This window comes from Ruegeria sp. BC2 (assembly GCF_056539245.1).
On the sequence record NZ_JBQFUQ010000004.1, the window covers coordinates 1 to 20,136 of the forward strand.

Sequence of the window (20,136 nt, forward strand, 5' to 3'; positions counted from 1 at the left end):
AAAATCAAAACACCAAACGAGCCGCCCAAGGGCGGCTTTGCTCGTTCTCAACCGCTCGTTCAGCACCAACCCAACAATCGCCGACAAAAAAAGGAAAGAAACGCGCAATATGCGCAAGAATTGCAGCGCGCCACCAAAAAATCTCAGCACCTGTCGAAATCTGAGAAAACCCGACGTCCTTGGGACACGAACCTGAAAACAGGAAGGACGATAGATGGTTTTTTCAACGACACCGATTTATGCGCTGCTAGTGGCGATGATCTGGCTCGTCTTATGGTTTCGTGTCTCGGGGATGCGGTCGGCCACGGGCCAATCCATCGGCGATGGCGGCGACATGGCGCTGATGTTGCGCGTGCGCCAACACGGAAACTGCCAGGACTGGGCGACCTTCATATTGATATTGATGATGCTGGGCGAAGGGGGCGGCACAGCTACACTATGCCTAAACGCGGCGGGCATTTTGCTGGTCATCGGACGAGCTGCGCATCCTTTCGGGCTGAAGATTGACAATGCCGGCCACCCGCTCCGCTATGTCGGTAATGGAACCAATATTCTGGCCGCGCTGATCATGATGATCTGCATCGCAACCCGGATCTTCGGTCTTTGACCCAGAACTTTTGAAAAGGATTATTGCTATGAAATACATGCTGTTGATCTACACCGACCCCGCGCAGGAACCGGCCTATGGCACCCGGGAATTTGACGAGATGATGAGTGGCTTCTTTGCCGCCAATGAGCGGATGAAAGCGGATGGTGTTCTTTGCGATGGCGAGGGTCTGCAAGGGATCGAAACTGCAACCTCCCTTCGGATCCGCTCCGGAAAAGCTGAAACCATGGACGGGCCCTATGCCGAAACGCGTGAGCATCTGGGCGGATACTATGTGGTTGACGTTGCCGACTTGGATGCGGCGCTGAAATACGCGGCACTGATCCCGGCCGCCAACTACGGTACCATCGAGGTTCGGCCTCTGATGGACTACAATCCGGCTGGATAACCCATGAAGAACGCCGCCCCCAAAGCGATCGCAGTTGGACATGTCATTGATGATGTGTTGCGGCGGGATCGGGGGCGGCTTTTGGCCGGTCTGATCAACCGGTTGGGTGACTTTCAACTGGCCGAGGACGCATTGCAGGAGGCCGCAATCTCGGCCGTGAAACACTGGAGCCGCAACGGAGTTCCGGACAACCCGACCGCATGGTTGATGCGGGTTGGTCTGAACAAGGGCATCGATCGCATTAGAGCGCAACATAGGGAAGGTCGAAAAACAGCAGCCTTGGCCATAACCCTGCCCGAGTCCGTGGCGGACGACATGCCTGAGCCGATACCGGATGACCGGTTGCGTCTGATTTTCACCTGCTGCCACCCCGCGCTGGACCAGAAGTCACGCATCGCGCTGACCTTGCGCACGGTCTGCAACCTGACCACACGGGAAATCGCCGCGGCATTTTTGGACAACGACCAGACGATGGGCCAGCGCCTGTCCCGAGCCAAGGCCAAGATTCGCGCCAAGGGGATTGGCTACTCTGTTCCCGATCCGGAAATCTGGCCGGAACGTTTGGATACGGTGCTGACGACCCTCTACCTGATCTTCACCACCGGGTACGTGACCGAGGATACAGGGCCGCGGGACCTCTGCCACGAAGGCATCTACCTTGCGCGGGTTCTGCGAGACCTCCGACCGGGAGAGCCCGAAATCGAAGGTGCGCTGGCCCTGATGCTATTGACCGATGCCCGCCGCCCTGCGCGAATCGACGCTGATGGCGCTATGGTGCCCGTAGAGGATCAGGACCGAACACTTTGGCGGCAGGGTCAGATACGTGAGGCGCAGCGGCTCCTGCAAGCTGCGGTAGACCAGAGAAAACCGGGACCGTTTCAACTCAAGGCCGCCATTGCGGATTGCCACATGATGGCGCCGGCCCCGGATTGGTGGCAGATGTCGCTGCTGTATCAGTCCCTTTGGGCCTGCGAGCCAACCCCGGTGGTTGCCCTGAACTGGGCCGTCGTGATGGCCGAGGCAGGTCATGCCCAACTGGCCTTGGACAAGCTGGACAGCCTGCGGCCCGATCTTGACGATTTTCAGCCATGGCACGCGGCCCGCGCGCATATTCTTCAGAAGACGGGCCGCACCGCCGCGGCGGTCGCGGCCTATCGGCAGGCCATAGAAGCGACACCGAACCTGGCGTCCAGAAAGTTTTTGCAACAAAGACTGCGGCGGCTCGCGCACTGAGGATCTGACAAGATCGGGCGCCATTGCGACGATTGCCTGGAAAGGGACTCAGCTGGTGCCTTCCGCGTGGGCCAGCATTTCCTTGCCGACTCGCCGATAGTTCACGAAGGAATTGGCGCTCATGACGACAAAGAAGCTGTCCAAATCAATCATGACATAGCCCATTTCCAGAAGTTCACGGGTCAGAGCCGTGATGTCCTCCTGGTACAGCCTTCTCCGGCCACACAGTTCACGCAGCAGCTTCTGCGGGATGCGATACCGGCCCGAGGCCTTTCCTCCGAACTCCCGGGCATACAGCCCGGCCAGGGTTTCCGCAGCATTCGTGAAGTCAGACATTCTATATCTCGTGTAATTTTGCCTATAGACAAAAATTTATCACTTATATAAAGGAACGACAACCCAATTGAATGGCCAAGGCATGGACGGAAACGTAGACATTCCCTCAACCGACGAAGAGCTTTCGCTTCGGATCAAGGAAGCGGTCGAGCAGTCCAATGCGTCCGAGCTTGAGGCGCTTCTGGATCCGCTGACCAGCAGCGAAGCCCTGCGCGAAGTTCTTCAGCTGACACCGGCTGAGCGCGATACCGTTCTGGAGATCGTGCCCGTTGGACTTGCGGCGGAACTGGTCGAAGAAGCGCCAAACGAGATGGCGGTCGAGCTTGTGGAACGCCTCAAGCCCGAGCGTGCTGCCGAGATCATCGAACAGCTGGATTCGGACATTCAGGCCGACGTTATCGGCGAGTTGGATACACCGGATGCCGAGGCCATCCTGTCCGAAATGGACGCCGAGGAGGCTGCGGATGTCCGCCTGCTCAGCACGTTCGAGGATGACACCGCCGGCGGTCTGATGATGACCGAGGTGTTCAAGTTCCGCGACACGCAGACCGTTGGCAATGTCCTGCGCGAACTTGCTTCGGACGACGAGGATTTTGAAAGGTATCGCGGGCAGCACCCCTATATTGTCGATTCCGAGGGGCGCGCCGTGGGCGTGGTATCGCTGCGCAGCCTGCTGACCGCCAAGCGCAGCGAAAAGCTGACAAGCATCATGGTTCCACCACTGACCGTGACCGTGGATACCCCGTTGGAACAGCTGGAAGACGTGTTCAACGATCATCCTTTCCTGGGGGTGCCGGTGGTTTATGCCGACGGAGTCCTGGCGGGTGTCGTGTCCCGCACGGCGGTGGCAGAAGCCACTCTGGAACGCTCGGAAAGTGAAAGCCTCAAACGTCAGGGTGTGGTTGGCGACGAGTTGCGCTCGATGCCTTTGTCGGTGCGGTCCCGTCGCCGGCTGGCCTGGCTTGCGGCCAACATCGTGCTCAACATCATCGCGGCCAGCGTGATCTCGGCCTACGAAGAAACACTGGCCGCGGTGATTGCGCTGGCCATCTTCCTGCCGATGGTATCGGACATGAGCGGCTGTTCCGGCAACCAGGCCGTTGGCGTCACCATGCGCGAATTGAGCCTTGGATTGGTACGGCCGCAAGATGCCATGCGGGTCTGGATCAAGGAGATTTCGGTCGGGGTCATCAATGGGATCGCGCTGGGTATTCTGATCGGGCTGGTCGCGTGGTTCTGGAAAGGCAATCCGGCTCTGGGTCTGGTGATTGGTACTGCGCTGGCACTCAATACGATGCTGGCAGTATCCATCGGCGGTGTTGTTCCTTTGCTGCTGAAGCGGATCGGACAGGACCCGGCCGCCGCAAGTGGCCCGCTGTTGACCACGATTACGGACATGGCCGGCTTCTTCTTCGTGCTCAGCCTTGCAACCCTTCTGATGCCCTGGCTGGTGTGATTATGGCAAACGTTTCCGACAAGGGTCAGCCGCAGATGCCGAAGGTCATTGGTTGGATGGAATACATCGACCTTCCCGACCTGCCATTGAACGACATCAAGGCCAAGATCGACACTGGCGCCCGCACGTCAGCGCTGCATGCAACCGACATTCGGCGGTTTCAACGGGACGGACATCATTGGGTGTCCTTCCTGACGGAGGTGCCGGGTGGAGAAGGCATGATCCGTATCGAGGCTCCGATAAAGGAACGGCGCAACATCAAGAACACCAGCGGAATTCCTGAAAACAGGATCGTCATCCGAACCACCATCCGGTTGGGCGACGAAACCTGGCCGCTGGATCTGTCTCTGACCGATCGCACGAACATGACCTTTCAGATGATCGTGGGCCGGGCGGCGCTGAAGAACCACGCGATCGCCGTTCACACCAAGCGCGCGCATCTGTTGCGCGGCAAACCAAAACACCAGGACAAAGGGGATTTGTCATGAAGATTGCAATGCTGGCGCGCAATGCCAACCTGTACACGCACCGCCGCCTCAAGGAAGCGGCCGAGGAGCGTGGGCATCAGCTCGACATCATCGACACCCTGCGGTGCTACATGAACATCGCAACCCGTCGCCCCGAGATCTATTACAACGGCGAAAAGCTGACGGGGTATGACGCGGTGATTCCGCGGATCGGTGCCTCGGTCACCTTCTACGGAACCGCAGTGCTGCGTCAGTTCGAAATGATGGGTGTCTACCCATTGAACGAAAGCGTCGCCATCGGCCGGTCGCGCGACAAGCTGCGGTCGATGCAGTTGCTGGCCCGCGACGGTGTCGGTCTGCCCGTCACAACCTTTGCCCACGACCCCAAACAGACCGACGAGGTGCTTAGACTCGCTGGTGGCGCGCCTATCGTCATCAAGTTGCTGGAAGGGACGCAAGGCATCGGTGTGGTTCTGGCCGATACGGATCGGTCCGCCAAATCGGTTGTCGAGGCGTTCCGCGGTGCGGGTGTGAACATCCTGCTGCAGGAGTTCATCAAGGAAGCCGGCGGAACCGACATTCGGGCCATCGTGGTGGGAGGCAAGGTTGTCGCTGCGATGAAACGCACCGGTGCAGAGGGCGATTTCCGCTCGAACCTGCATCGCGGCGGTTCGGCCAAGGTGGTCAAGCTGACCCCGGAAGAGCGTGCAACGGCCGTTCGCGCGGCCAAGTCGATGGGCCTGAATGCCTGCGGCGTCGACATGCTGCGCGCCAACCACGGCGCTGTGGTGATGGAGGTCAATTCCTCGCCGGGTCTGGAGGGTGTGGAAAAAGCCACGGGTCTGGATATTGCCGGAAAGATGATCGAGTTCCTGGAAAAGAACGCAAAAGCCGGGGCCACCAAGACCAAGGGCAAAGGGTAACGGCATGGCAAAGCGGCAGCCAATCACGATCGGCCACGCCACGGTGGCGCCGGGGTCGCGGCTTACCGTGGATCTGCCGGTCAGCGTTCTGTCGGACCATACCCCGGTGACCATGTCCGCGCAGGTGGTGCATGGCCGACAAGACGGGCCTACCGTTTTTGTCAGCGGTGGGGTGCATGGTGATGAGGTGATCGGCGTCGAGATCATTCGCCGCCTGTTGCGTGCGCCCAACCTGGCGACCTTGAAAGGCACGCTGATCGCGGTGCCGATCGTGAATGCGTTCGGCTTCATCAACCATTCGCGCTATCTGCCCGACCGTCGCGACCTGAACCGGGTGTTTCCCGGCAGCGAGAACGGGTCGCTGGCCTCGCGGCTGGCGCATCTGTTCATGACCGAAATCGTCGCCCGCTCGGATCTGGGGATCGATCTGCATTCGGCGGCGATACATCGCACGAACTATCCGCAGATCCGGATCTCGCCCGACAACCCTCGGACCAAGGAACTGGCCAGCGTTTTCGGAGCACCGATCGTCATCCAGTCGCCCCTGCGCGATGGATCATTGCGCGGCGCGGCGAAGGCGCAGGGGAAAGATATTCTGTTGTACGAAGCGGGCGAGGGTCTTCGCCTGGATGAACTGTCGATCCGCGCGGGCCTTGCAGGCATTCTGCGGGTGCTGAGGCACATGGGGATGGTTCCCGTTAAGCGGATCTCCAAGCCCAAAGCGGCGCCGCAGTTCTGTTCGTCCAGCAAGTGGTTGCGTGCCCCGATGGGGGGAATCCTCCGGATCTACAAAGCGGACGGTGAACTGGTTCGCAAAGGTGATCTGCTGGGAGCCGTATCGGACCCGTTCGGCGAAGCCAGCGAGGATATCATCGCTCCGTTCGACGGATTGATCGTCGGGCGTGCGGTCATGCCTGTGGTGAATGAGGGCGATGCCGTGTTTCACCTGGGGCGGGTCGGGTCCGTGGAAAAGGCCGAAGACTCGATGGAAGACATCAACGCGCAGCTGGAAGATGATCCCATGTTCGACGAAGACGAGATCATCTGAACGGTCCGACACGAAAAATATACTGTCAATACAGGCACTTGGGGCGGCCTTGGTCGCCCCTCTATTATCCCAGGCGTTTCTTGAACCTGAGCGTCGCAGCCAGCATCCCAAGTACGGCAAACCCGATCATCCACAGGATGTCACCGCGCAGAGCGTAAAGCGTTGCATCCCGCAGAACCACGCCGCGGATCATGTCCATGAAATGGGTGGCCGGCAGCACTTGGGCGATCACCTGAACCGGCTTGGGCATCCCGTCGAACGGGAACATGAATCCCGACATCAAGATCGAAGGCAGCAGAACGAAAATCGTCATCTGCATGGACTGCAGCTGGTTCTGGGCCAGTGTCGAGATCACTAGGCCAAGCGACAGGCTGGCGATGATGAACAGAAGCGTTACCACCAGCAGCGGGATCATCCCTCCATTTACGGGGACGTCGAACAGGAAATGTCCCAGCCCGAGGATGATCGCGACCTGCAGCAAGCCCAAGAAGATGTAGGGAATGATCTTGCCGATCATCAGTTCGATGGATTTGACCGGGGTGTTGATCAGCATCTCCATGTTCCCCCGCTCGCGCTCTCGGACAATGGCGGCCGAGGTGAACAGGATCATGGTCATGGTCAGGATGACACCCACAAGCCCGGGCACGATGTTCACCGCCGATCGTTGCTCGGGATTGAAATACAGCGTGACCTCGAAGGTCGGGACCTGACGGTTTGGCGGCTGTCGCAGCAATTCGGTCAGTGGCATGCTGCGCAGGGATTTGATGGCGCTGGCCACCATGGTGTCCGACCCGTCCACGATCCAATGAGCCACGGGGCGGCTGGATGTCTGGTTCGTCGCGTTGGGCAGGCCCAATCCGATGGACGGGCTTCGGGCAAGCCGGTCATCGACGTCGGGCGGAATGATGAACGCGGCGCGCACGGTGGATTCGGTGATCGCCTGCTCGGCCTCTTCCGGGGTCGCGAAGACCTCGGTGATGGTCACGACCTGCGTAGCCTGAACGATCTGAGCCAAGGTCCGGGACAGCGACGAGTCGGCCTGATCCACGATCCCGACCGGTATATGGCGGATGTTTGTGTTGATTGCGTATCCGAACAACAGCAGCTGGATCAGCGGGATCATGACGACCATGGCAAAGGTCATCCGGTCACGCCGCAGTTGCAGCAGCTCTTTCTTGAGAACGGCGGTGATACGGCGGAGCGATTTCATTGGGCGGGCCCCTTCGTCGCGCTGACGAACACGTCTTCCAGATTGGGGCGCTGTACCGACATCGCCACGTTGGGAAAGTCCGAAAGGCGCGACGTGATCATCGCCATCGGATCGGTTTCCGACTTGTCCACCAGAACGCGCAATCGGGCACCCACCTGCGCCGTCGACAGCACCTTGGGCGTATCATCCAGTAGGTGTTTGACCTGCCGCAGACCCTCGCCTTCGACCTCGATCACGGTGGCGTTCAGGTCTTCCATCAGTTGCCGGGGCGATCCATCCGCCTTTTTTACCCCATGCTCGAGGATGGCCAGCTTGTGACACCGTTCCGCCTCGTCCATGAAATGCGTGGACACGATCATCGTCGCGCCCTGATCGACCAGGTCGAACAGCTGTTCCCAGAAAGACCGGCGGGTTTCGGGGTCGACGGCCGATGTCGGCTCGTCCAAAAACAACAGCTTGGGGCCGTGCAGCACCGTCGCGGCCAGCGCCAGTTTCTGCCGCTGCCCGCCGCTCATGCTGCCGCTCAGTTGATTGGCGTTTTCGGTCAGGTCGTAGGTTGTCAGTAACTCGTCGATCCGGTCGGCGGATTTGCGGCGCGGCATTCCATAGATCTCGGCGGCAAAGCGCAGGTTCTCAAGCACCGTCATGTCGCGGTAATACGAAAAGATCTGCGTCATGTACCCGATTTCATTCTTCAGCGGCTCGGCGTATTGCGGCATTGGTCGGCCCAGCACCGAGACGGATCCGCTGCTGGGTGTCAGCAGTCCGGTCAGCATTCGCATCGTCGTTGTCTTGCCGCAGCCGTTCGGGCCCAGAAACCCATAGATCTGACCCTGGCGTATCTCCAGGTCCAGGTTGCTGACGGCTGTCTTTTCCTTGAACCGGCGCGTCAGACCCTGGGTCGAGACCACCAGATCGCTCATGGCATCTTCACCTGGACGGGAACGCCTGCGGGCAGATCTCGGGCGGTTTCCGGCAGGTCGATTTCTGCCAGATAGACCAACCGCGTCCGATCATCCTTGTTCAACCCGTAGTAGGGGGTGAAGGACGGGTCGTCGCTGACCCATCGCACGGTGCCCGTCAAAGGTTGGTCCAGTCCATCGATCCGAACCTCGAGAGAGTCACCGGGCGCGATGTCCACCCGGCTGGGTTCGGGGACATAGACCCGGGCGAAAGGGGCCGCGCCGGACACCAGCACCGCGACCGGGCTGCCCTGGGCGACCCGTTCCCCCAGGTTCCAGGGAAGGGAATCCAGGATGCCGTCCCGTGTCGCAACAACCGTCAGGTCATCCAGAACGGTCTGCTCGGCGGCAACCGCCGCTTCGGCCGCCCGCACATTGGCCCGGGCAACCGACAGATCTTCGGGGCGGGTTCCGTTTTCCAATTCTTTCAGGGATTCCCGAGCGCTTTCCAGTGCCGCCCGAGCGGAATCGCGTGCGGCAATATCCTGGTCCAGGCGCGCCTGGCTGACGACCGAGTTGACGACCAGCTGGGAATTCCTCTGATATACGGCCTCTGCGTCCAGCAGACGCGCCTCGGCACCGGCGACGTTGGCGCGCGCGATCGCAATCTCTTCCTCGCGCGGGCCGACTTCCAGTTTCAGTAGCGTGGCCTGCGATTTTTCCAGTTCCGCCTGCGCGAGGTTCAGCTTCGCGGTCTGCAGATCCGTGTCGAACCTGACCAGCACGTCGCCGACCTTGACCGGAGACCCTTCTGCAACAGGCAGTTCCACGATGATCTCATTGGCCGTTGCCGTCAGTGCGACCCGGTCCCGCGCCAGAACTCCCAACGCGGTGCCGGTGTTCTGGCCCGAACATCGGTCCAGCAACGCAGCAGGGAGAATGGCCATGACCAGCAGCGGAATCGGCAGGGACACATTCATCAAATCATCGTCTCCTTGGTCGGGGCGGTTTGGTATCGGTGTCAATTTCTGCCCCGACTCAAAGGTTTAACAGACGATTGAAAAATCACAAAAGCAGAACCAAACGGGCCAATACCAAGCCATCCAAGGATGCCCAGGCTGCAAATTCAAGAGATTGACCCCGCCCACGACCGGCTGAGTTCTGTCCTGACCGCGGTGCAATGACGGGCAAGAGCGCGGGCACATACAGGGCGCAAATAATCCTTGCAACCGGTTGCAAAAAAGAACATGCTCCCGCCAGAAATATACCCAGAGGTCACAATGCTCAGAATCGGATTGCTTGGAGCAGGGCGCATCGGAACCGTCCACGCGCAAGCCATTTCGGACCACCCGGACAGCACGCTTGTTGCGGTTTCGGACGCAATGGAAGACGCCGCCGCACGTCTGGCGCAAGCGCATGGAGCTGTAGCGCGCACGTCGGAAGACATCATCGCCGACCCGGATATCGACGCGGTACTGATCGCCACGCCGACGGATACGCATTCGGACCTCATCGAGGCGGCGACCGCCGCGGGCAAGGCCGTTCTGTGCGAAAAGCCGGTCGATCTGGACCTGAACCGCGCCCTCGCCTGCCAGCAAGCCGTGGCAGGTGCCGGTCAACCGGTCATGATCGGGTTCAATCGGCGTTTCGATCCGGGCTTTGGCGCATTGAAATCCGCCGTTCAGTCCGGCGAGATCGGAAGCCCCGAATTGCTGTCGATCACTTCTTTTGATCCGGCGCCGCCCCCGATTTCCTATGTCAAAGTATCGGGCGGATTATTTCGGGACATGACGATACATGATTTCGACCTCGCCAATTTCATCATGGGTGACTTACCGGTCACTGTTTCGGCCGTTGGCACATCGACCGTGGACCCCGCCATCGCCGAAGCGGGGGATGTGGACACAGCCGTCGTCACCATGACCTACAAGGACGGTCGGATCGCCGTCATCAAGAATTCTCGCCGGGCCGTATACGGCTATGATCAACGGGTCGAGGTCTTGGGGTCCGGCGGGCTGCTGCAGGCGCGCAACGTGCTCGAGAACAACCTGGTGAAATCCACGTCCGACGGCGTGATCAGTGCCAAGCCGACCTACTTCTTCCTCGAACGCTACATGCCTGCCTATCGGGCGGAATGGGATGCGTTCGTGACTGCGGTCAAGACCGGATCCGCCGTGCCGGTGACGCTGGAAAACGGCGTCGCAGCGCTGGCCCTGGCCGAAGCTGCGACCCGATCGGCCAGGACGGGTATTCCGGTAAAGCTGGAGGAAATTTTGAAACCGGTTGCAAAATGACGTGAAGTATTGAAACTGAAACGGCCCCGATGCGTATCGGTGCGACAGAGATTCGGCCTTGCCGGATGAATGGGTCCAGGACCCGGACAAGACAAAAATCTGTCCTAGTGGGAGGAAACGTAATGAACAAATTTTTCAAAGGTGCTTTGGCCGCCGGCGCGCTGGCGCTGGCCACTCCGGCCTTTGCGCAGGACATCGTCGTGGTGTCGCACGGCCAGGCCAATGACGCGTTCTGGAACGTGGTCAAGAACGGGGTCGAGCAGGCCGGCACGGATATGGGCGTGAACGTCGAATATCGCGCGCCCGAAACCTTCGACATGGTTGCCATGTCGCAGCTGATCGACGCTGCCGTGAACCAGGAGCCCGACGGGCTGATCGTCTCGATCCCGGACGCCGACGCGCTTGGCCCCTCGATCGAACGCGCGGTCGCCGCAGGCATCCCGGTGATCTCGATGAACTCGGGCTCGGACGTGTCCAAGAAACTGGGCGCGGCGCTGCATGTCGGCCAGGATGAGTTCGACGCCGGCAAGGCCGCCGGTGAGAAGCTGGCCGAAATGGGCGGCAAGAACGCGATCTGTGTGAACCACGAGGTCGGAAACGTCGCGCTGGACCTGCGCTGCGCGGGCTTTGCCGAAGGCTTTGGCGGCAACGTGACCGTTCTGCCCACGTCGAACGACCCGTCCGAGATCGAGTCGAAAGTGTCGGCGGCTCTGGCTTCGGATGAAAGCGTCGATACCGTGATGGCGCTGGGCGCAAGCTCGGCCGGTGAGCCCACAGTGGCCGCCGTCAAAGGGTCGGGGCGCGACGTGAACGTGGCCTCGTTCGACCTGTCGGCCAACTTCCTGCAGTCGATCGTCGATGGTGACGCGGCCTTTGCCGTGGACCAGCAGCAGTATCTGCAGGGTTACCTGCCGGTCGTGTTCATGGCGCTGAACGCCAAGTACGGCCTGATGCCGGGCGGCAACGTGCCCTCGGGTCCGAACCTGATCACCGCCGACAAGGCCGGTCAGGTGGTCGAGCTGTCCGCTCAGGGTATCCGCTGATACCGGCGGGCTGAAAACCGGGGCGGCGTCAGGGCGCCGCCCCTGCCAAACGGGAGGAAACCATGACCGAGTCTGCACAAGCGGCGATGGACGAACGGATCAAGAAGGAACCGTTCCTGACCAAGCTGATGAAGCGGCCCGAACTGGGGGCCATCGCAGGGGCGATCCTTGTCTTCATCTTCTTCGCCATCACGGCCGATGAATCGATGTTCACGCTTGCCGGCATCATGAACTTCATGACCCCGGCCGCCCAACTGGGTATATTGGCGATCGGCGCGGCGCTGCTGATGATCGGGGGCGAGTTTGACCTATCGATCGGGTCCATGGTGGCCTTTGCCGGCCTGTTCTTCGGGGTCTGCGTGGTGACCTGGCAGCTGCCCTTGGTCGCCGCGATCCCGATGACTTTTGTTTTTGCCGCCTTTGTCGGGGCAATCAACGGCACCATCGTCATCCGCTCGGGTCTGCCATCCTTCATCGTGACGCTGGCGTTTCTGTTCATTCTGCGCGGCCTGTCCCTGGTGGGGCTGAAGGCGGCCACCGGCGGGTCGACCCAGCTGCGCGGCGTGCGCGATCAGGTCGAAAATGACTGGCTCGCGCCGTTCTTTTCCGGCGAAGCCTTTGCCAGCCTGTTCACCTGGCTGGCCGAAAAGGGCCTGATCGACACGTTCAAAAGCGGCGCGCCCAAAGTGCCGGGTGTCCCGGTTGAAATCCTGTGGTTCGTGGCCTTCGCCATTGCCGCCACCTATGTTCTGCTGCGCACCCCGGCCGGCAACTGGATCTTCGCCTCGGGCGGCGACCGGGTTGCGGCGTCGAACTCGGGCGTACCGGTTAACCGGGTCAAGATTTCACTGTTCATGCTGACTGCCTGTTGTGCCGCGCTGGTGGCGATCATCACCGTGATCGACGCGGGCTCCACCGATGCGCGGCGCGGCTTCCAGAAGGAATTCGAGGCGATCATCGCCGCGGTGATCGGTGGCTGTTTGCTGACCGGAGGGTATGGCTCGGCCATCGGGGCGTTCTTCGGGGCGATCATCTTTGGCATGGTGGTCATCGGCCTGACCTATACCGATTTCGATCAGGACTGGTTCCAGGTGTTCCTGGGGGCGATGCTGCTGATCGCCGTTCTGTTCAACAACGCGATCCGCAAACGCGTGACGGGAGAGCGCTGACATGACCGAAGATACCAAGTTCCACCACGGCGACGCGGTCAAGGACGTGGCCCCGGTCGTCGAAATGAAAGAGATCGAAAAGCATTTCGGCAACATCATCGCGTTGGCGGGCGTCAGTTTCGACGTCAAGCCGGGTGAATGCCACTGCCTGCTGGGTGACAACGGGGCGGGCAAATCGACCTTCATCAAGACGATGTCGGGCGTGCACAAACCCACCAAGGGCGAGATCTATTTCGAAGGTCAGCCGATGTCCTTCGACACGCCCCGCGACGCGATGGAGGCGGGCATCGCCACCGTGTTCCAGGACCTGGCGATGATCCCGCTGATGAGCGTCACCCGCAATTTCTTCATGGGGCGCGAGCCGACCAAAGGGAAAGGCCTGTTGAAACGGTTCGACATCGAGCACGCCAACGAGGTCTGCATGGAAGAGATGCGCAAGATGGGCATCAACCTGCGGGGCCCCGATCAGGCGGTGGGCACCCTGTCGGGGGGCGAACGTCAGACCGTGGCGATTGCCCGTGCGGTCTATTTCGGCGCCAAGATCCTGATTCTGGACGAACCGACCTCGGCGTTGGGCGTGCGGCAGACATCGAACGTGCTGGCCACCATCGACAAGGTGCGCCACCAGGGCATCGGCGTGGTCTTCATCAGCCACAATGTCCGGCACGCGTTGGCCGTGGGCGACCGGTTCACGGTTCTGAACCGCGGCAAGACGCTGGGCACCGCCCGGCGCGGCGAGATCTCGCCCGAAGAGCTGCAGGACATGATGGCCGGCGGGCAGGAGATGGCCGAGCTGGAAGGGTCGCTGGGCGGTACCGTCTGAAGGTTTCTCCCCGGTGTCCCGTATCGTGCGGGGCACCAATATCACCAGGGTCCGGCAGGCCGGGCCACCCGGTCTGGGTGGTGGGCGTGTCGGATCCTTTCACGACAGAATGATTGCAACGGATTGCCCATAGCGGCCTCGTTCTGAAAGGGATCATGATGAGCAAGACAATCCGACTGACCGCGGCGCAGGCCTTGGTGCGTTACCTTGGGGCGCAGATGAACGAAGACGGCGAGCCCTTCATCGCCGGTGTCTGGGCGATTTTCGGCCATGGCAACGTGGCCGGTCTGGGCGAGGCGCTGCACGGTGTGCGCGACAGCCTGCCCACCTATCGCGGTCACAATGAACAGACCATGGCCCATTGCGCGATCGCCTATGCCAAGCAGATGCGGCGCAGCCGGGCCATGGCGGTGACCTCGTCGATCGGGCCGGGGGCGACCAACATGGTGACGGCCGCCGCGCTGGCCCATGTGAACCGCCTGCCGGTGCTGCTGTTGCCCGGCGATGTGTTCGCCAGCCGTGGCCCCGACCCGGTGCTGCAACAGACCGAGGATTTCACGGATGGCACCGTCAGCGCCAATGACTGTTTCCGCCCGGTCAGCCGCTATTTCGACCGGATCACCCGGCCCGAACATCTGCTGACCGCTCTGCCGCGCGCCTTCCGCACCATGACCGACCCGGCCGATTGCGGGCCGGTGACCCTGGGCTTTTGCCAGGACGTGCAGGCCGAGGCCTATGACTATCCGCTCAGCTTCTTCGAGCCGTGCATCTGGCACCAACGTCGCATCCGCCCCGACGCAGGCGAGCTGGCCCGCGCCGCCGAGGCCATCCGGTCGGCCAAACGCCCGATCATCGTGGCCGGCGGCGGTGTCCATTATTCCGGCGCGACCGACGCGCTGCAGGCCTTTGCCGAGACCCACAACATTCCTGTTGCCGAGACGCAAGCCGGCAAATCGGCCCTGGCCTGGGATCACCCGCTGAACCTGGGCCCCGTTGGCGTGACCGGGGGCGAACCCGCCAACACCGTGTGCGCCGAGGCAGATCTGATCCTGGGCATCGGCACGCGGTTTCAGGATTTCACCACCGGGTCCTGGGGGCTGTTTTCCAACCCCGAGCGCAAAATGGTCTGCCTGAACACCGCCGCCTATGACGCCGCGAAACACGGCGCGATGCCGCTGTTGGCCGATGCGCGGGTCGGGATCGAGGAATTGGGCGCGGCCCTTCAGGGCTATCGCGCCGACCCGGTTCCCGACACGCTCAAGGCCGAGTGGTTTGCCAAGGTCGATGCGCTGACCCATGCGCCGGGTGACGCCAACGCGCTGCCCACCGACATGCAGGTGGTGGGCGCGGTGCAGCGCGCGGCACATGACGACACGGTGGTGATGTGCGCCGCCGGCACCATGCCGGGCGAGCTGCACAAGCTGTGGAAGGCGCCGCGTCCGGGGGCCTATCACATGGAATACGGCTTCAGTTGCATGGGCTACGAGATCGCCGGCGCGATGGGCATCAAGATGGCACAGCCCGACCGCGACTTGATCTGTTTCACCGGGGACGGCACCTACATGATGGCCAACTCGGAAATGGCGACGGCGGCGATGATGGGCGTGTCCTTCACCGTGGTGATCACCGACAACCGGGGCTTTGGCTGCATCAACCGGCTGCAGATGGGCACCGGCGGGGCCGAGTTCAACAACCTGCTGGACCATGCGGTGCACGAGACGCCCTCGGCCATCGACTTTGCGGCCCATGCGGCGGCGATGGGGGCGACCTCGGTCAAGGTCGGCTCGATCGCCGAGCTGGAAGAGGCGCTGGCCAGACGCGGCGACATAAAAGGCCCCTATGTGATCGTCATCGACACCGATCCGTACCCCTCGACCGAATATGGCGGCACGTGGTGGGAAGTGGCGGTGCCCGAGGTCAGTGTCCGCCCCGAAGTGAATGAAAAACGTGCGGCCTACGAGGCTGCCATCAAGGAAAGAAACACCAAATGAGCGTGAAGATCGGCATCTCTCCGATTGCGTGGCAAAATGACGACCTGCCCGACCTGACGGCGGCGTTCACGATGGAACAGGCCCTGATAGAGGCGCGTCAGATCGGCTATACCGGGGTCGAGCGCGGACAGCGCATGCCCGCCGATACCGAGGGGCTGCGCGCCTACTTGGAGGAAAATGACCTTGCCCTGTGCGGCGGCTGGTGTTCGGGCAATTCGCTGATCAACGATTTCGCTGCCGAACGCGACGCCGTGCGCGCACAGGTCGAGCAGTTCGTGGCGCTGAACAGCCCCTGCATCGTCTATGCCGAATGCTCGAACACGGTTCAGGGCCAGATCGGCACCCCGGTCAATGACCGTCCGCAGCTGTCGAAGGATGAGATCAAGGCCTACGGCGCCAAGATCACCGAACTGGCCAAGTGGATGGCCGATCAGGGGATGCCGATGGCCTATCACCATCACATGGGCACGATCATCGAAAGCGAAGATGACGTGAACTGGCTGATGGAGGGGTCGGGACCCGAGGTGAAGCTGTGCTTTGACACCGGGCATCTGCTGTTTGGCGGCGGTGATGTACTGGCAACCCTGAACCGCTGGGGCGATCGGTTGCAAAATGTGCATTTCAAGGACATTCGCCCCGGCATCGTGCGCGACACGCGCGGCAACCGGCGCAGTTTCCTGGATGCGGTGATCGCGGGGGCCTTCACCGTGCCCGGCGATGGCTGCATCGACTTTCAGGAGGTCGCCCATGCGTTGAAGACCATGGATTACGAGGGCTGGATCGTCGTCGAGGCCGAGCAGGACCCGGCCAAGGCCCCGCCCTATGAATACTCGAAGATGGGTTATGACCACATCGTCGAGGTCTGCGGTCGGGCCGGCTTGGAGATCACCGCCTGATCTTTCGCGCCCTTGGGTGCCGCCATGGGAAAGGAGCGTTTCATGGTCCGTCAGCAACCTGGTTTCGTCGGTTATTTCGGCCGTGAGTCCTGTGATCTGGACGAATTCAAGGTGCTGACCTCGCAGAGCCTGCGGCCCGAGCAGGTGCGCCACGCGGCCGCTGTGGAGAAGAACGTGCCGGTCTATGACATGCACGCGCTGCGGCCCGCCTTGGAAACCCCCAACACCCGGCGCGCCCTGCTGGCTGAATGGGGCTGGGTTCTGGGCCGATCTGCCGGGGTGATCGCGTTGAAAGGCGCCTATGCGGATACCGCGGTCATCGACCGGGCGACCGAGGTGTTTCGCCGTATCATCGAAGATGAGCGTCAGGCCGAGGGCGGCGAAGGTGATCACTTTGCGGCCTCGGGCGCGAATGACAGGGTGTGGAACGCGCTGCAAAAGCAATGCCTGCGCGACCCCGAGGGTTTTGCGCTCTATTTCGGCAACACGGCGATTGCCGCCGCCAGCGAGGCCTGGCTGGGCCCCGATTACCAGATGACCGCGCAGATCAACCAGGTGCGGCCGGGCGGCAAGGCGCAGCAGGCGCATCGAGACTATCACCTGGGGTTCCAGACCGCCGACAAGGCGGCCCAGTTCCCGGCGCATGCCCATATGGTCACCGCCGCGCTGACCCTGCAGGGCGCGGTTGCCCATTGCGACATGCCCATCGAGAGCGGCCCGACCAAGCTGTTGCCGTTCTCGCAGCTGTATGGGCCCGGCTATGTCGCCTTTCACGACGACGCGCATCGGGCGCATTTCGAACGGGCCTGCATCCAGCTGCCGCTGGCCAAGGGCGATGCGGTGTTCTTCAACCCGGCGCTGTTCCATGCAGCCGGCGAAAACAGCAGCGCCGACATCCACCGGATGGCCAACCTGCTGCAGGTGTCGTCAGCCTTCGGGCGGGCGATGGAGGCAGTGGACCGCAAGGCGATGTGTCTGGCCGTATTCCCGGCACTGATGGCGTTGAAACAGCGCGGCGATCTGGATGATGCCCGCATCGGCGCCGCGATCGCGGCCACGACCGAAGGCTATCCCTTTCCGACCAATCTGGATACCGATCCGCCGGTGGGCGGAAACGCTCCGCCCAGCCAGGCCGACATCCTGCGCCAGGCGGTGTCGGAAAGCTGGACGCAGGCACAGTTGGAACAGGCGCTGGACGCGCGACAGGCGCGGCAGGCGGTATGACGGAACCCGGGCGGCCGGTGCTGCCCCAACACAGGTGAAACCGATGGCAGAACTGCTGAGAAAACCGTTCGGAACCCATGGCAAGGTTCATGACATCACGCCGGCCAACGCTGGCTGGCGCTATGTGGGCTTCGGCCTTTATCACCTGCGGGCCGGCGACCGCGCCGCCGAGGTCACCGGCGACCGCGAGGTCATTCTGGTGATGGTCGAGGGCAAGGCCCGGATCACCGGCGCCGGGCAGGATTGGGGCGTGTTGGGCGACCGGATGAACGTGTTCGAAAAATCCCCGCCCCATTGCCTGTACCTGCCCAACGGCACCGAGTGGGAGGCCACGGCCGAAGCCGATTGCGTGATCGCCGTGTGCTCGGCCCCGGGCAAGGGCGGCCATGCCCCGCGCCGGATCGGGCCCGAGGGCATCACCCTGACCGAGCGCGGCAAGGGAACGAACACGCGCCACATCAACAACATCGCGATGGAAGCCGAGGACTACGCCGACAGTCTGCTGGTGACCGAAGTCTTTACCCCCAGCGGCCATTGGTCATCCTACCCCAGCCACCGGCATGACGAGGATGACTATCCCCGCATCACCTATCTGGAAGAGACCTATTACCACCGCCTGAACCCGGCCAGCGGGTTCGGCATCCAGCGCGTCTATACCGATGACGGTCAGTTGGACGAAACCATGGCCGTGTCCGATGGCGATGTGGTACTGGTGCCGCGCGGGCACCACCCTTGCGGGGCGCCCTACGGGTTCGAGATGTATTACCTCAACGTCATGGCCGGGCCGCTGCGCAAATGGCGTTTCGTTCCGGCGCCCGAAGTCGAATGGATCATGGAGCGCGACAAATGACCAAGGCCTTTGCCATCCATCCCAGCCTGAAAGGGCGCACCGTATTCGTGACCGGCGGGGCCTCGGGCATCGGGCGCGAAATCGTGCGCGGCTTTGCCGAGCAGGGGGCCAAGGTCGGCTTTGTCGACATCAACGCCGAGGGCGGAAACGCGCTGCTGGAAGAACTGGACGGAACCCACGCCTTTGCCGCCTGCGACCTGCGCGACATCGCGGCGCTGCGGTCCGCTTTTGACGAGCTGGCAGGCGCGCTGGGCACGGCGGACGTTCTGGTCAACAACGCCGCACATGACGACCGGCACGACTGGCGCGAGGTGACGCCGGACTATTGGGACGAGCGCATGGCGACCAACCTCCGCCACATGTTCTTCGCCATCCAGTCCGTGGCGCCCGGCATGATCGACAAGGGCGCGGGGTCGATCATCAATATCGGCTCGAATTCCTGGTGGGAGGCCGGCGCGGGCTTTCCCGCCTATGCCACCGCGAAATCCGCTGTGCACGGCCTGACCCGCACCATGGCGCGGGAACTGGGCGATCACCGGATCCGGGTCAACACGGTCGTGCCCGGCTGGATCATGACCCAGCGCCAGAAAGACCTGTGGGTCACCCCCGAGGCGCTGGCCAAACAGATCGATCGCCAATGCCTGCCCGACCCGATCGACCCGGTCTATGTGGCGCGGATGGTGCTGTTTTTGGCCTCGGACGACGCGGCCATGTGCAGTGCCGGGAACTTCATGGTCGAGGGCGGCTCGATCTGACGAAATTGGGGTCTTCCCTGCCCGGAATCGACGTGCGCCGATGTGCTGGTGCCGGTTGACGGATCGACACCCTGCAAGGGAAGATGCGGCATGATTTCCTATGTCACGGTCGGCGCGGACGACATCGCGCGTGCAAAACGGTTTTACTGCGCCTTTCTGCCGGATCTCGGCTATGCGCTGGAGGAAGGCCCAGAAGGGCTGAGTTTCGCCCTGCCGGTGCCGCCGGGCCAGCAGCCGGTTCTGCCGGAATTTTATGTCAAACCGCCTTTTGACGGGGCCGCGGCCTCGGCCGGGAATGGTGCGATGGTCGCGTTCGAGGCGCGCAATCAGCAGCAGGTGTGCGACCTGCACGCCGCCGCGCTGCGGGCCGGCGGGTCTGACGAAGGCCAGCCGGGCTTTCGCGCCATGTACGGGCCGCGTTTCTATGTCGGCTATCTGCGGGACCCACAGGGCAACAAGATCGCCCTGTTTTCCAGCAATCCAAACGAACCGGGGCGCGACGACTAGGGCCCGCCAGCGCA

General features: G+C 62.0%; 21 protein-coding genes. 17 read left to right on the forward strand and 4 right to left on the reverse strand.

The window, feature by feature from the left end:
- The first annotated feature begins 214 nt into the window (after window positions 1-214).
- Genes ACR0CU_RS14975 through ACR0CU_RS14985 form a run of 3 tightly spaced genes read left to right on the forward strand, consistent with a single transcriptional unit; the run spans window position 215 to window position 2,228 of the window.
- A complete protein-coding gene (locus tag ACR0CU_RS14975; protein ID WP_170541363.1) occupies window positions 215-607 on the forward strand; it encodes an MAPEG family protein in 393 nt (130 codons plus the stop codon).
- Window positions 608-635: 28 nt separating this feature from the next.
- Complete coding sequence (locus tag ACR0CU_RS14980) at window positions 636-995, forward strand: YciI family protein (RefSeq protein WP_170448754.1); 360 nt, start codon at window positions 636-638, stop codon at window positions 993-995.
- A gap of 3 nt (window positions 996-998) precedes the next feature.
- Complete coding sequence (locus tag ACR0CU_RS14985) at window positions 999-2,228, forward strand: RNA polymerase sigma factor (RefSeq protein WP_170448752.1); 1,230 nt, start codon at window positions 999-1,001, stop codon at window positions 2,226-2,228.
- A gap of 48 nt (window positions 2,229-2,276) precedes the next feature.
- Here the strand turns inward: ACR0CU_RS14985 and ACR0CU_RS14990 are convergent, their stop codons facing one another.
- The gene (locus tag ACR0CU_RS14990; protein ID WP_170343210.1) at window positions 2,277-2,564 is read right to left on the reverse strand and encodes a hypothetical protein; all 288 of its coding nucleotides are present in this window, start codon (window positions 2,562-2,564) and stop codon (window positions 2,277-2,279) included.
- A gap of 82 nt (window positions 2,565-2,646) precedes the next feature.
- Between ACR0CU_RS14990 and mgtE the strand changes: the two genes are divergently transcribed.
- From mgtE to ACR0CU_RS15010, 4 genes are read left to right on the forward strand one after another with little or no spacing between them, the layout of a single operon-like run.
- Window positions 2,647-4,020 (forward strand): magnesium transporter, encoded by a 1,374-nt coding sequence (mgtE, locus tag ACR0CU_RS14995; protein ID WP_170343209.1) that lies wholly within the window; start codon window positions 2,647-2,649, stop codon window positions 4,018-4,020.
- Window positions 4,021-4,022: 2 nt separating this feature from the next.
- Window positions 4,023-4,508 carry an ATP-dependent zinc protease family protein gene (locus ACR0CU_RS15000; RefSeq protein WP_170342576.1) on the forward strand — a complete coding sequence of 162 codons (486 nt, stop codon included), beginning with the start codon at window positions 4,023-4,025 and terminating at the stop codon, window positions 4,506-4,508.
- Complete coding sequence (gene rimK / locus ACR0CU_RS15005) at window positions 4,505-5,410, forward strand: 30S ribosomal protein S6--L-glutamate ligase (RefSeq protein ID WP_093963715.1); 906 nt, start codon at window positions 4,505-4,507, stop codon at window positions 5,408-5,410. Before ACR0CU_RS15000 ends, rimK begins: the two co-directional genes overlap by 4 nt.
- 4 nt (window positions 5,411-5,414) lie before the next feature.
- Window positions 5,415-6,458 (forward strand): succinylglutamate desuccinylase/aspartoacylase family protein, encoded by a 1,044-nt coding sequence (locus ACR0CU_RS15010; protein WP_170448751.1) that lies wholly within the window; start codon window positions 5,415-5,417, stop codon window positions 6,456-6,458.
- Window positions 6,459-6,522: 64 nt separating this feature from the next.
- Here ACR0CU_RS15010 and ACR0CU_RS15015 read toward each other — a convergent pair whose 3' ends face one another.
- Genes ACR0CU_RS15015 through ACR0CU_RS15025 form a run of 3 tightly spaced genes read right to left on the reverse strand, consistent with a single transcriptional unit; the run spans window position 6,523 to window position 9,550 of the window.
- On the reverse strand, window positions 6,523-7,668 hold the full coding sequence (locus ACR0CU_RS15015; protein WP_170448749.1) for an ABC transporter permease: 1,146 nt from the start codon (window positions 7,666-7,668) through the stop codon (window positions 6,523-6,525).
- A complete protein-coding gene (locus tag ACR0CU_RS15020; protein WP_170365693.1) occupies window positions 7,665-8,591 on the reverse strand; it encodes an ABC transporter ATP-binding protein in 927 nt (308 codons plus the stop codon). Before ACR0CU_RS15020 ends, ACR0CU_RS15015 begins: the two co-directional genes overlap by 4 nt.
- Window positions 8,588-9,550, reverse strand: a complete 963-nt coding sequence (locus ACR0CU_RS15025; RefSeq protein ID WP_254437624.1) for an HlyD family secretion protein — start codon at window positions 9,548-9,550, stop codon at window positions 8,588-8,590. The genes ACR0CU_RS15020 and ACR0CU_RS15025 overlap by 4 nt, the downstream gene beginning before the upstream one ends.
- A 300-nt stretch (window positions 9,551-9,850) precedes the next feature.
- Between ACR0CU_RS15025 and iolG the strand changes: the two genes are divergently transcribed.
- The 10 genes from iolG to ACR0CU_RS15075 all read left to right on the forward strand — a co-directional run bounded on the left by iolG (window position 9,851) and on the right by ACR0CU_RS15075 (window position 20,122).
- On the forward strand, window positions 9,851-10,864 hold the full coding sequence (gene iolG, locus ACR0CU_RS15030) for an inositol 2-dehydrogenase (protein WP_170448747.1): 1,014 nt from the start codon (window positions 9,851-9,853) through the stop codon (window positions 10,862-10,864).
- A gap of 122 nt (window positions 10,865-10,986) precedes the next feature.
- Complete coding sequence (locus ACR0CU_RS15035) at window positions 10,987-11,907, forward strand: sugar ABC transporter substrate-binding protein (protein WP_170343203.1); 921 nt, start codon at window positions 10,987-10,989, stop codon at window positions 11,905-11,907.
- A 62-nt stretch (window positions 11,908-11,969) separates the two neighbouring features.
- Window positions 11,970-13,076, forward strand: a complete 1,107-nt coding sequence (locus ACR0CU_RS15040) for an ABC transporter permease (protein WP_170343202.1) — start codon at window positions 11,970-11,972, stop codon at window positions 13,074-13,076.
- A 1-nt stretch (window position 13,077) separates the two neighbouring features.
- Window positions 13,078-13,899, forward strand: coding sequence for an ATP-binding cassette domain-containing protein (locus ACR0CU_RS15045; protein WP_093963708.1), 822 nt, complete (start codon window positions 13,078-13,080; stop codon window positions 13,897-13,899).
- 158 nt (window positions 13,900-14,057) lie between these two features.
- A complete protein-coding gene (gene iolD / locus ACR0CU_RS15050) occupies window positions 14,058-15,890 on the forward strand; it encodes a 3D-(3,5/4)-trihydroxycyclohexane-1,2-dione acylhydrolase (decyclizing) (RefSeq protein WP_170448745.1) in 1,833 nt (610 codons plus the stop codon).
- Window positions 15,887-16,786: a myo-inosose-2 dehydratase gene (iolE, locus tag ACR0CU_RS15055; RefSeq protein WP_170448743.1), complete on the forward strand. Its 900-nt coding sequence runs from the start codon at window positions 15,887-15,889 to the stop codon at window positions 16,784-16,786. The genes iolD and iolE overlap by 4 nt, the downstream gene beginning before the upstream one ends.
- A gap of 42 nt (window positions 16,787-16,828) precedes the next feature.
- Window positions 16,829-18,010, forward strand: coding sequence for a phytanoyl-CoA dioxygenase family protein (locus ACR0CU_RS15060; protein ID WP_170448741.1), 1,182 nt, complete (start codon window positions 16,829-16,831; stop codon window positions 18,008-18,010).
- A 43-nt stretch (window positions 18,011-18,053) separates the two neighbouring features.
- Window positions 18,054-18,860: a 5-deoxy-glucuronate isomerase gene (gene iolB, locus ACR0CU_RS15065; protein WP_170448739.1), complete on the forward strand. Its 807-nt coding sequence runs from the start codon at window positions 18,054-18,056 to the stop codon at window positions 18,858-18,860.
- Complete coding sequence (locus ACR0CU_RS15070) at window positions 18,857-19,615, forward strand: SDR family NAD(P)-dependent oxidoreductase (RefSeq protein ID WP_170448737.1); 759 nt, start codon at window positions 18,857-18,859, stop codon at window positions 19,613-19,615. Before iolB ends, ACR0CU_RS15070 begins: the two co-directional genes overlap by 4 nt.
- A 90-nt stretch (window positions 19,616-19,705) precedes the next feature.
- Window positions 19,706-20,122 carry a VOC family protein gene (locus ACR0CU_RS15075; protein WP_170342554.1) on the forward strand — a complete coding sequence of 139 codons (417 nt, stop codon included), beginning with the start codon at window positions 19,706-19,708 and terminating at the stop codon, window positions 20,120-20,122.
- Window positions 20,123-20,136 lie beyond the last annotated feature (14 nt).

Bases quoted from the DNA above. Each gene is read 5' to 3' on its own strand.
- ACR0CU_RS15015 (WP_170448749.1), bottom strand. From the start codon at position 7,668: ATGAAATCGCTCCGCCGTATCACCGCCGTTCTCAAGAAAGAGCTGCTG.
- iolD (WP_170448745.1), top strand. From the start codon at position 14,058: ATGAGCAAGACAATCCGACTGACCGCGGCGCAGGCCTTGGTGCGTTAC.
- iolB (WP_170448739.1), top strand. From the start codon at position 18,054: ATGGCAGAACTGCTGAGAAAACCGTTCGGAACCCATGGCAAGGTTCAT.
- mgtE (WP_170343209.1), top strand. From the start codon at position 2,647: ATGGACGGAAACGTAGACATTCCCTCAACCGACGAAGAGCTTTCGCTT.
- ACR0CU_RS15035 (WP_170343203.1), top strand. From the start codon at position 10,987: ATGAACAAATTTTTCAAAGGTGCTTTGGCCGCCGGCGCGCTGGCGCTG.
- ACR0CU_RS14985 (WP_170448752.1), top strand. From the start codon at position 999: ATGAAGAACGCCGCCCCCAAAGCGATCGCAGTTGGACATGTCATTGAT.
- ACR0CU_RS15040 (WP_170343202.1), top strand. From the start codon at position 11,970: ATGACCGAGTCTGCACAAGCGGCGATGGACGAACGGATCAAGAAGGAA.
- ACR0CU_RS14980 (WP_170448754.1), top strand. From the start codon at position 636: ATGAAATACATGCTGTTGATCTACACCGACCCCGCGCAGGAACCGGCC.
- iolG (WP_170448747.1), top strand. From the start codon at position 9,851: ATGCTCAGAATCGGATTGCTTGGAGCAGGGCGCATCGGAACCGTCCAC.
- rimK (WP_093963715.1), top strand. From the start codon at position 4,505: ATGAAGATTGCAATGCTGGCGCGCAATGCCAACCTGTACACGCACCGC.
- ACR0CU_RS15025 (WP_254437624.1), bottom strand. From the start codon at position 9,550: ATGAATGTGTCCCTGCCGATTCCGCTGCTGGTCATGGCCATTCTCCCT.
- ACR0CU_RS15075 (WP_170342554.1), top strand. From the start codon at position 19,706: ATGATTTCCTATGTCACGGTCGGCGCGGACGACATCGCGCGTGCAAAA.
- ACR0CU_RS15000 (WP_170342576.1), top strand. From the start codon at position 4,023: ATGGCAAACGTTTCCGACAAGGGTCAGCCGCAGATGCCGAAGGTCATT.
- iolE (WP_170448743.1), top strand. From the start codon at position 15,887: ATGAGCGTGAAGATCGGCATCTCTCCGATTGCGTGGCAAAATGACGAC.
- ACR0CU_RS15070 (WP_170448737.1), top strand. From the start codon at position 18,857: ATGACCAAGGCCTTTGCCATCCATCCCAGCCTGAAAGGGCGCACCGTA.
- ACR0CU_RS15020 (WP_170365693.1), bottom strand. From the start codon at position 8,591: ATGAGCGATCTGGTGGTCTCGACCCAGGGTCTGACGCGCCGGTTCAAG.
- ACR0CU_RS14990 (WP_170343210.1), bottom strand. From the start codon at position 2,564: ATGTCTGACTTCACGAATGCTGCGGAAACCCTGGCCGGGCTGTATGCC.
- ACR0CU_RS14975 (WP_170541363.1), top strand. From the start codon at position 215: ATGGTTTTTTCAACGACACCGATTTATGCGCTGCTAGTGGCGATGATC.
- ACR0CU_RS15060 (WP_170448741.1), top strand. From the start codon at position 16,829: ATGGTCCGTCAGCAACCTGGTTTCGTCGGTTATTTCGGCCGTGAGTCC.
- ACR0CU_RS15010 (WP_170448751.1), top strand. From the start codon at position 5,415: ATGGCAAAGCGGCAGCCAATCACGATCGGCCACGCCACGGTGGCGCCG.
- ACR0CU_RS15045 (WP_093963708.1), top strand. From the start codon at position 13,078: ATGACCGAAGATACCAAGTTCCACCACGGCGACGCGGTCAAGGACGTG.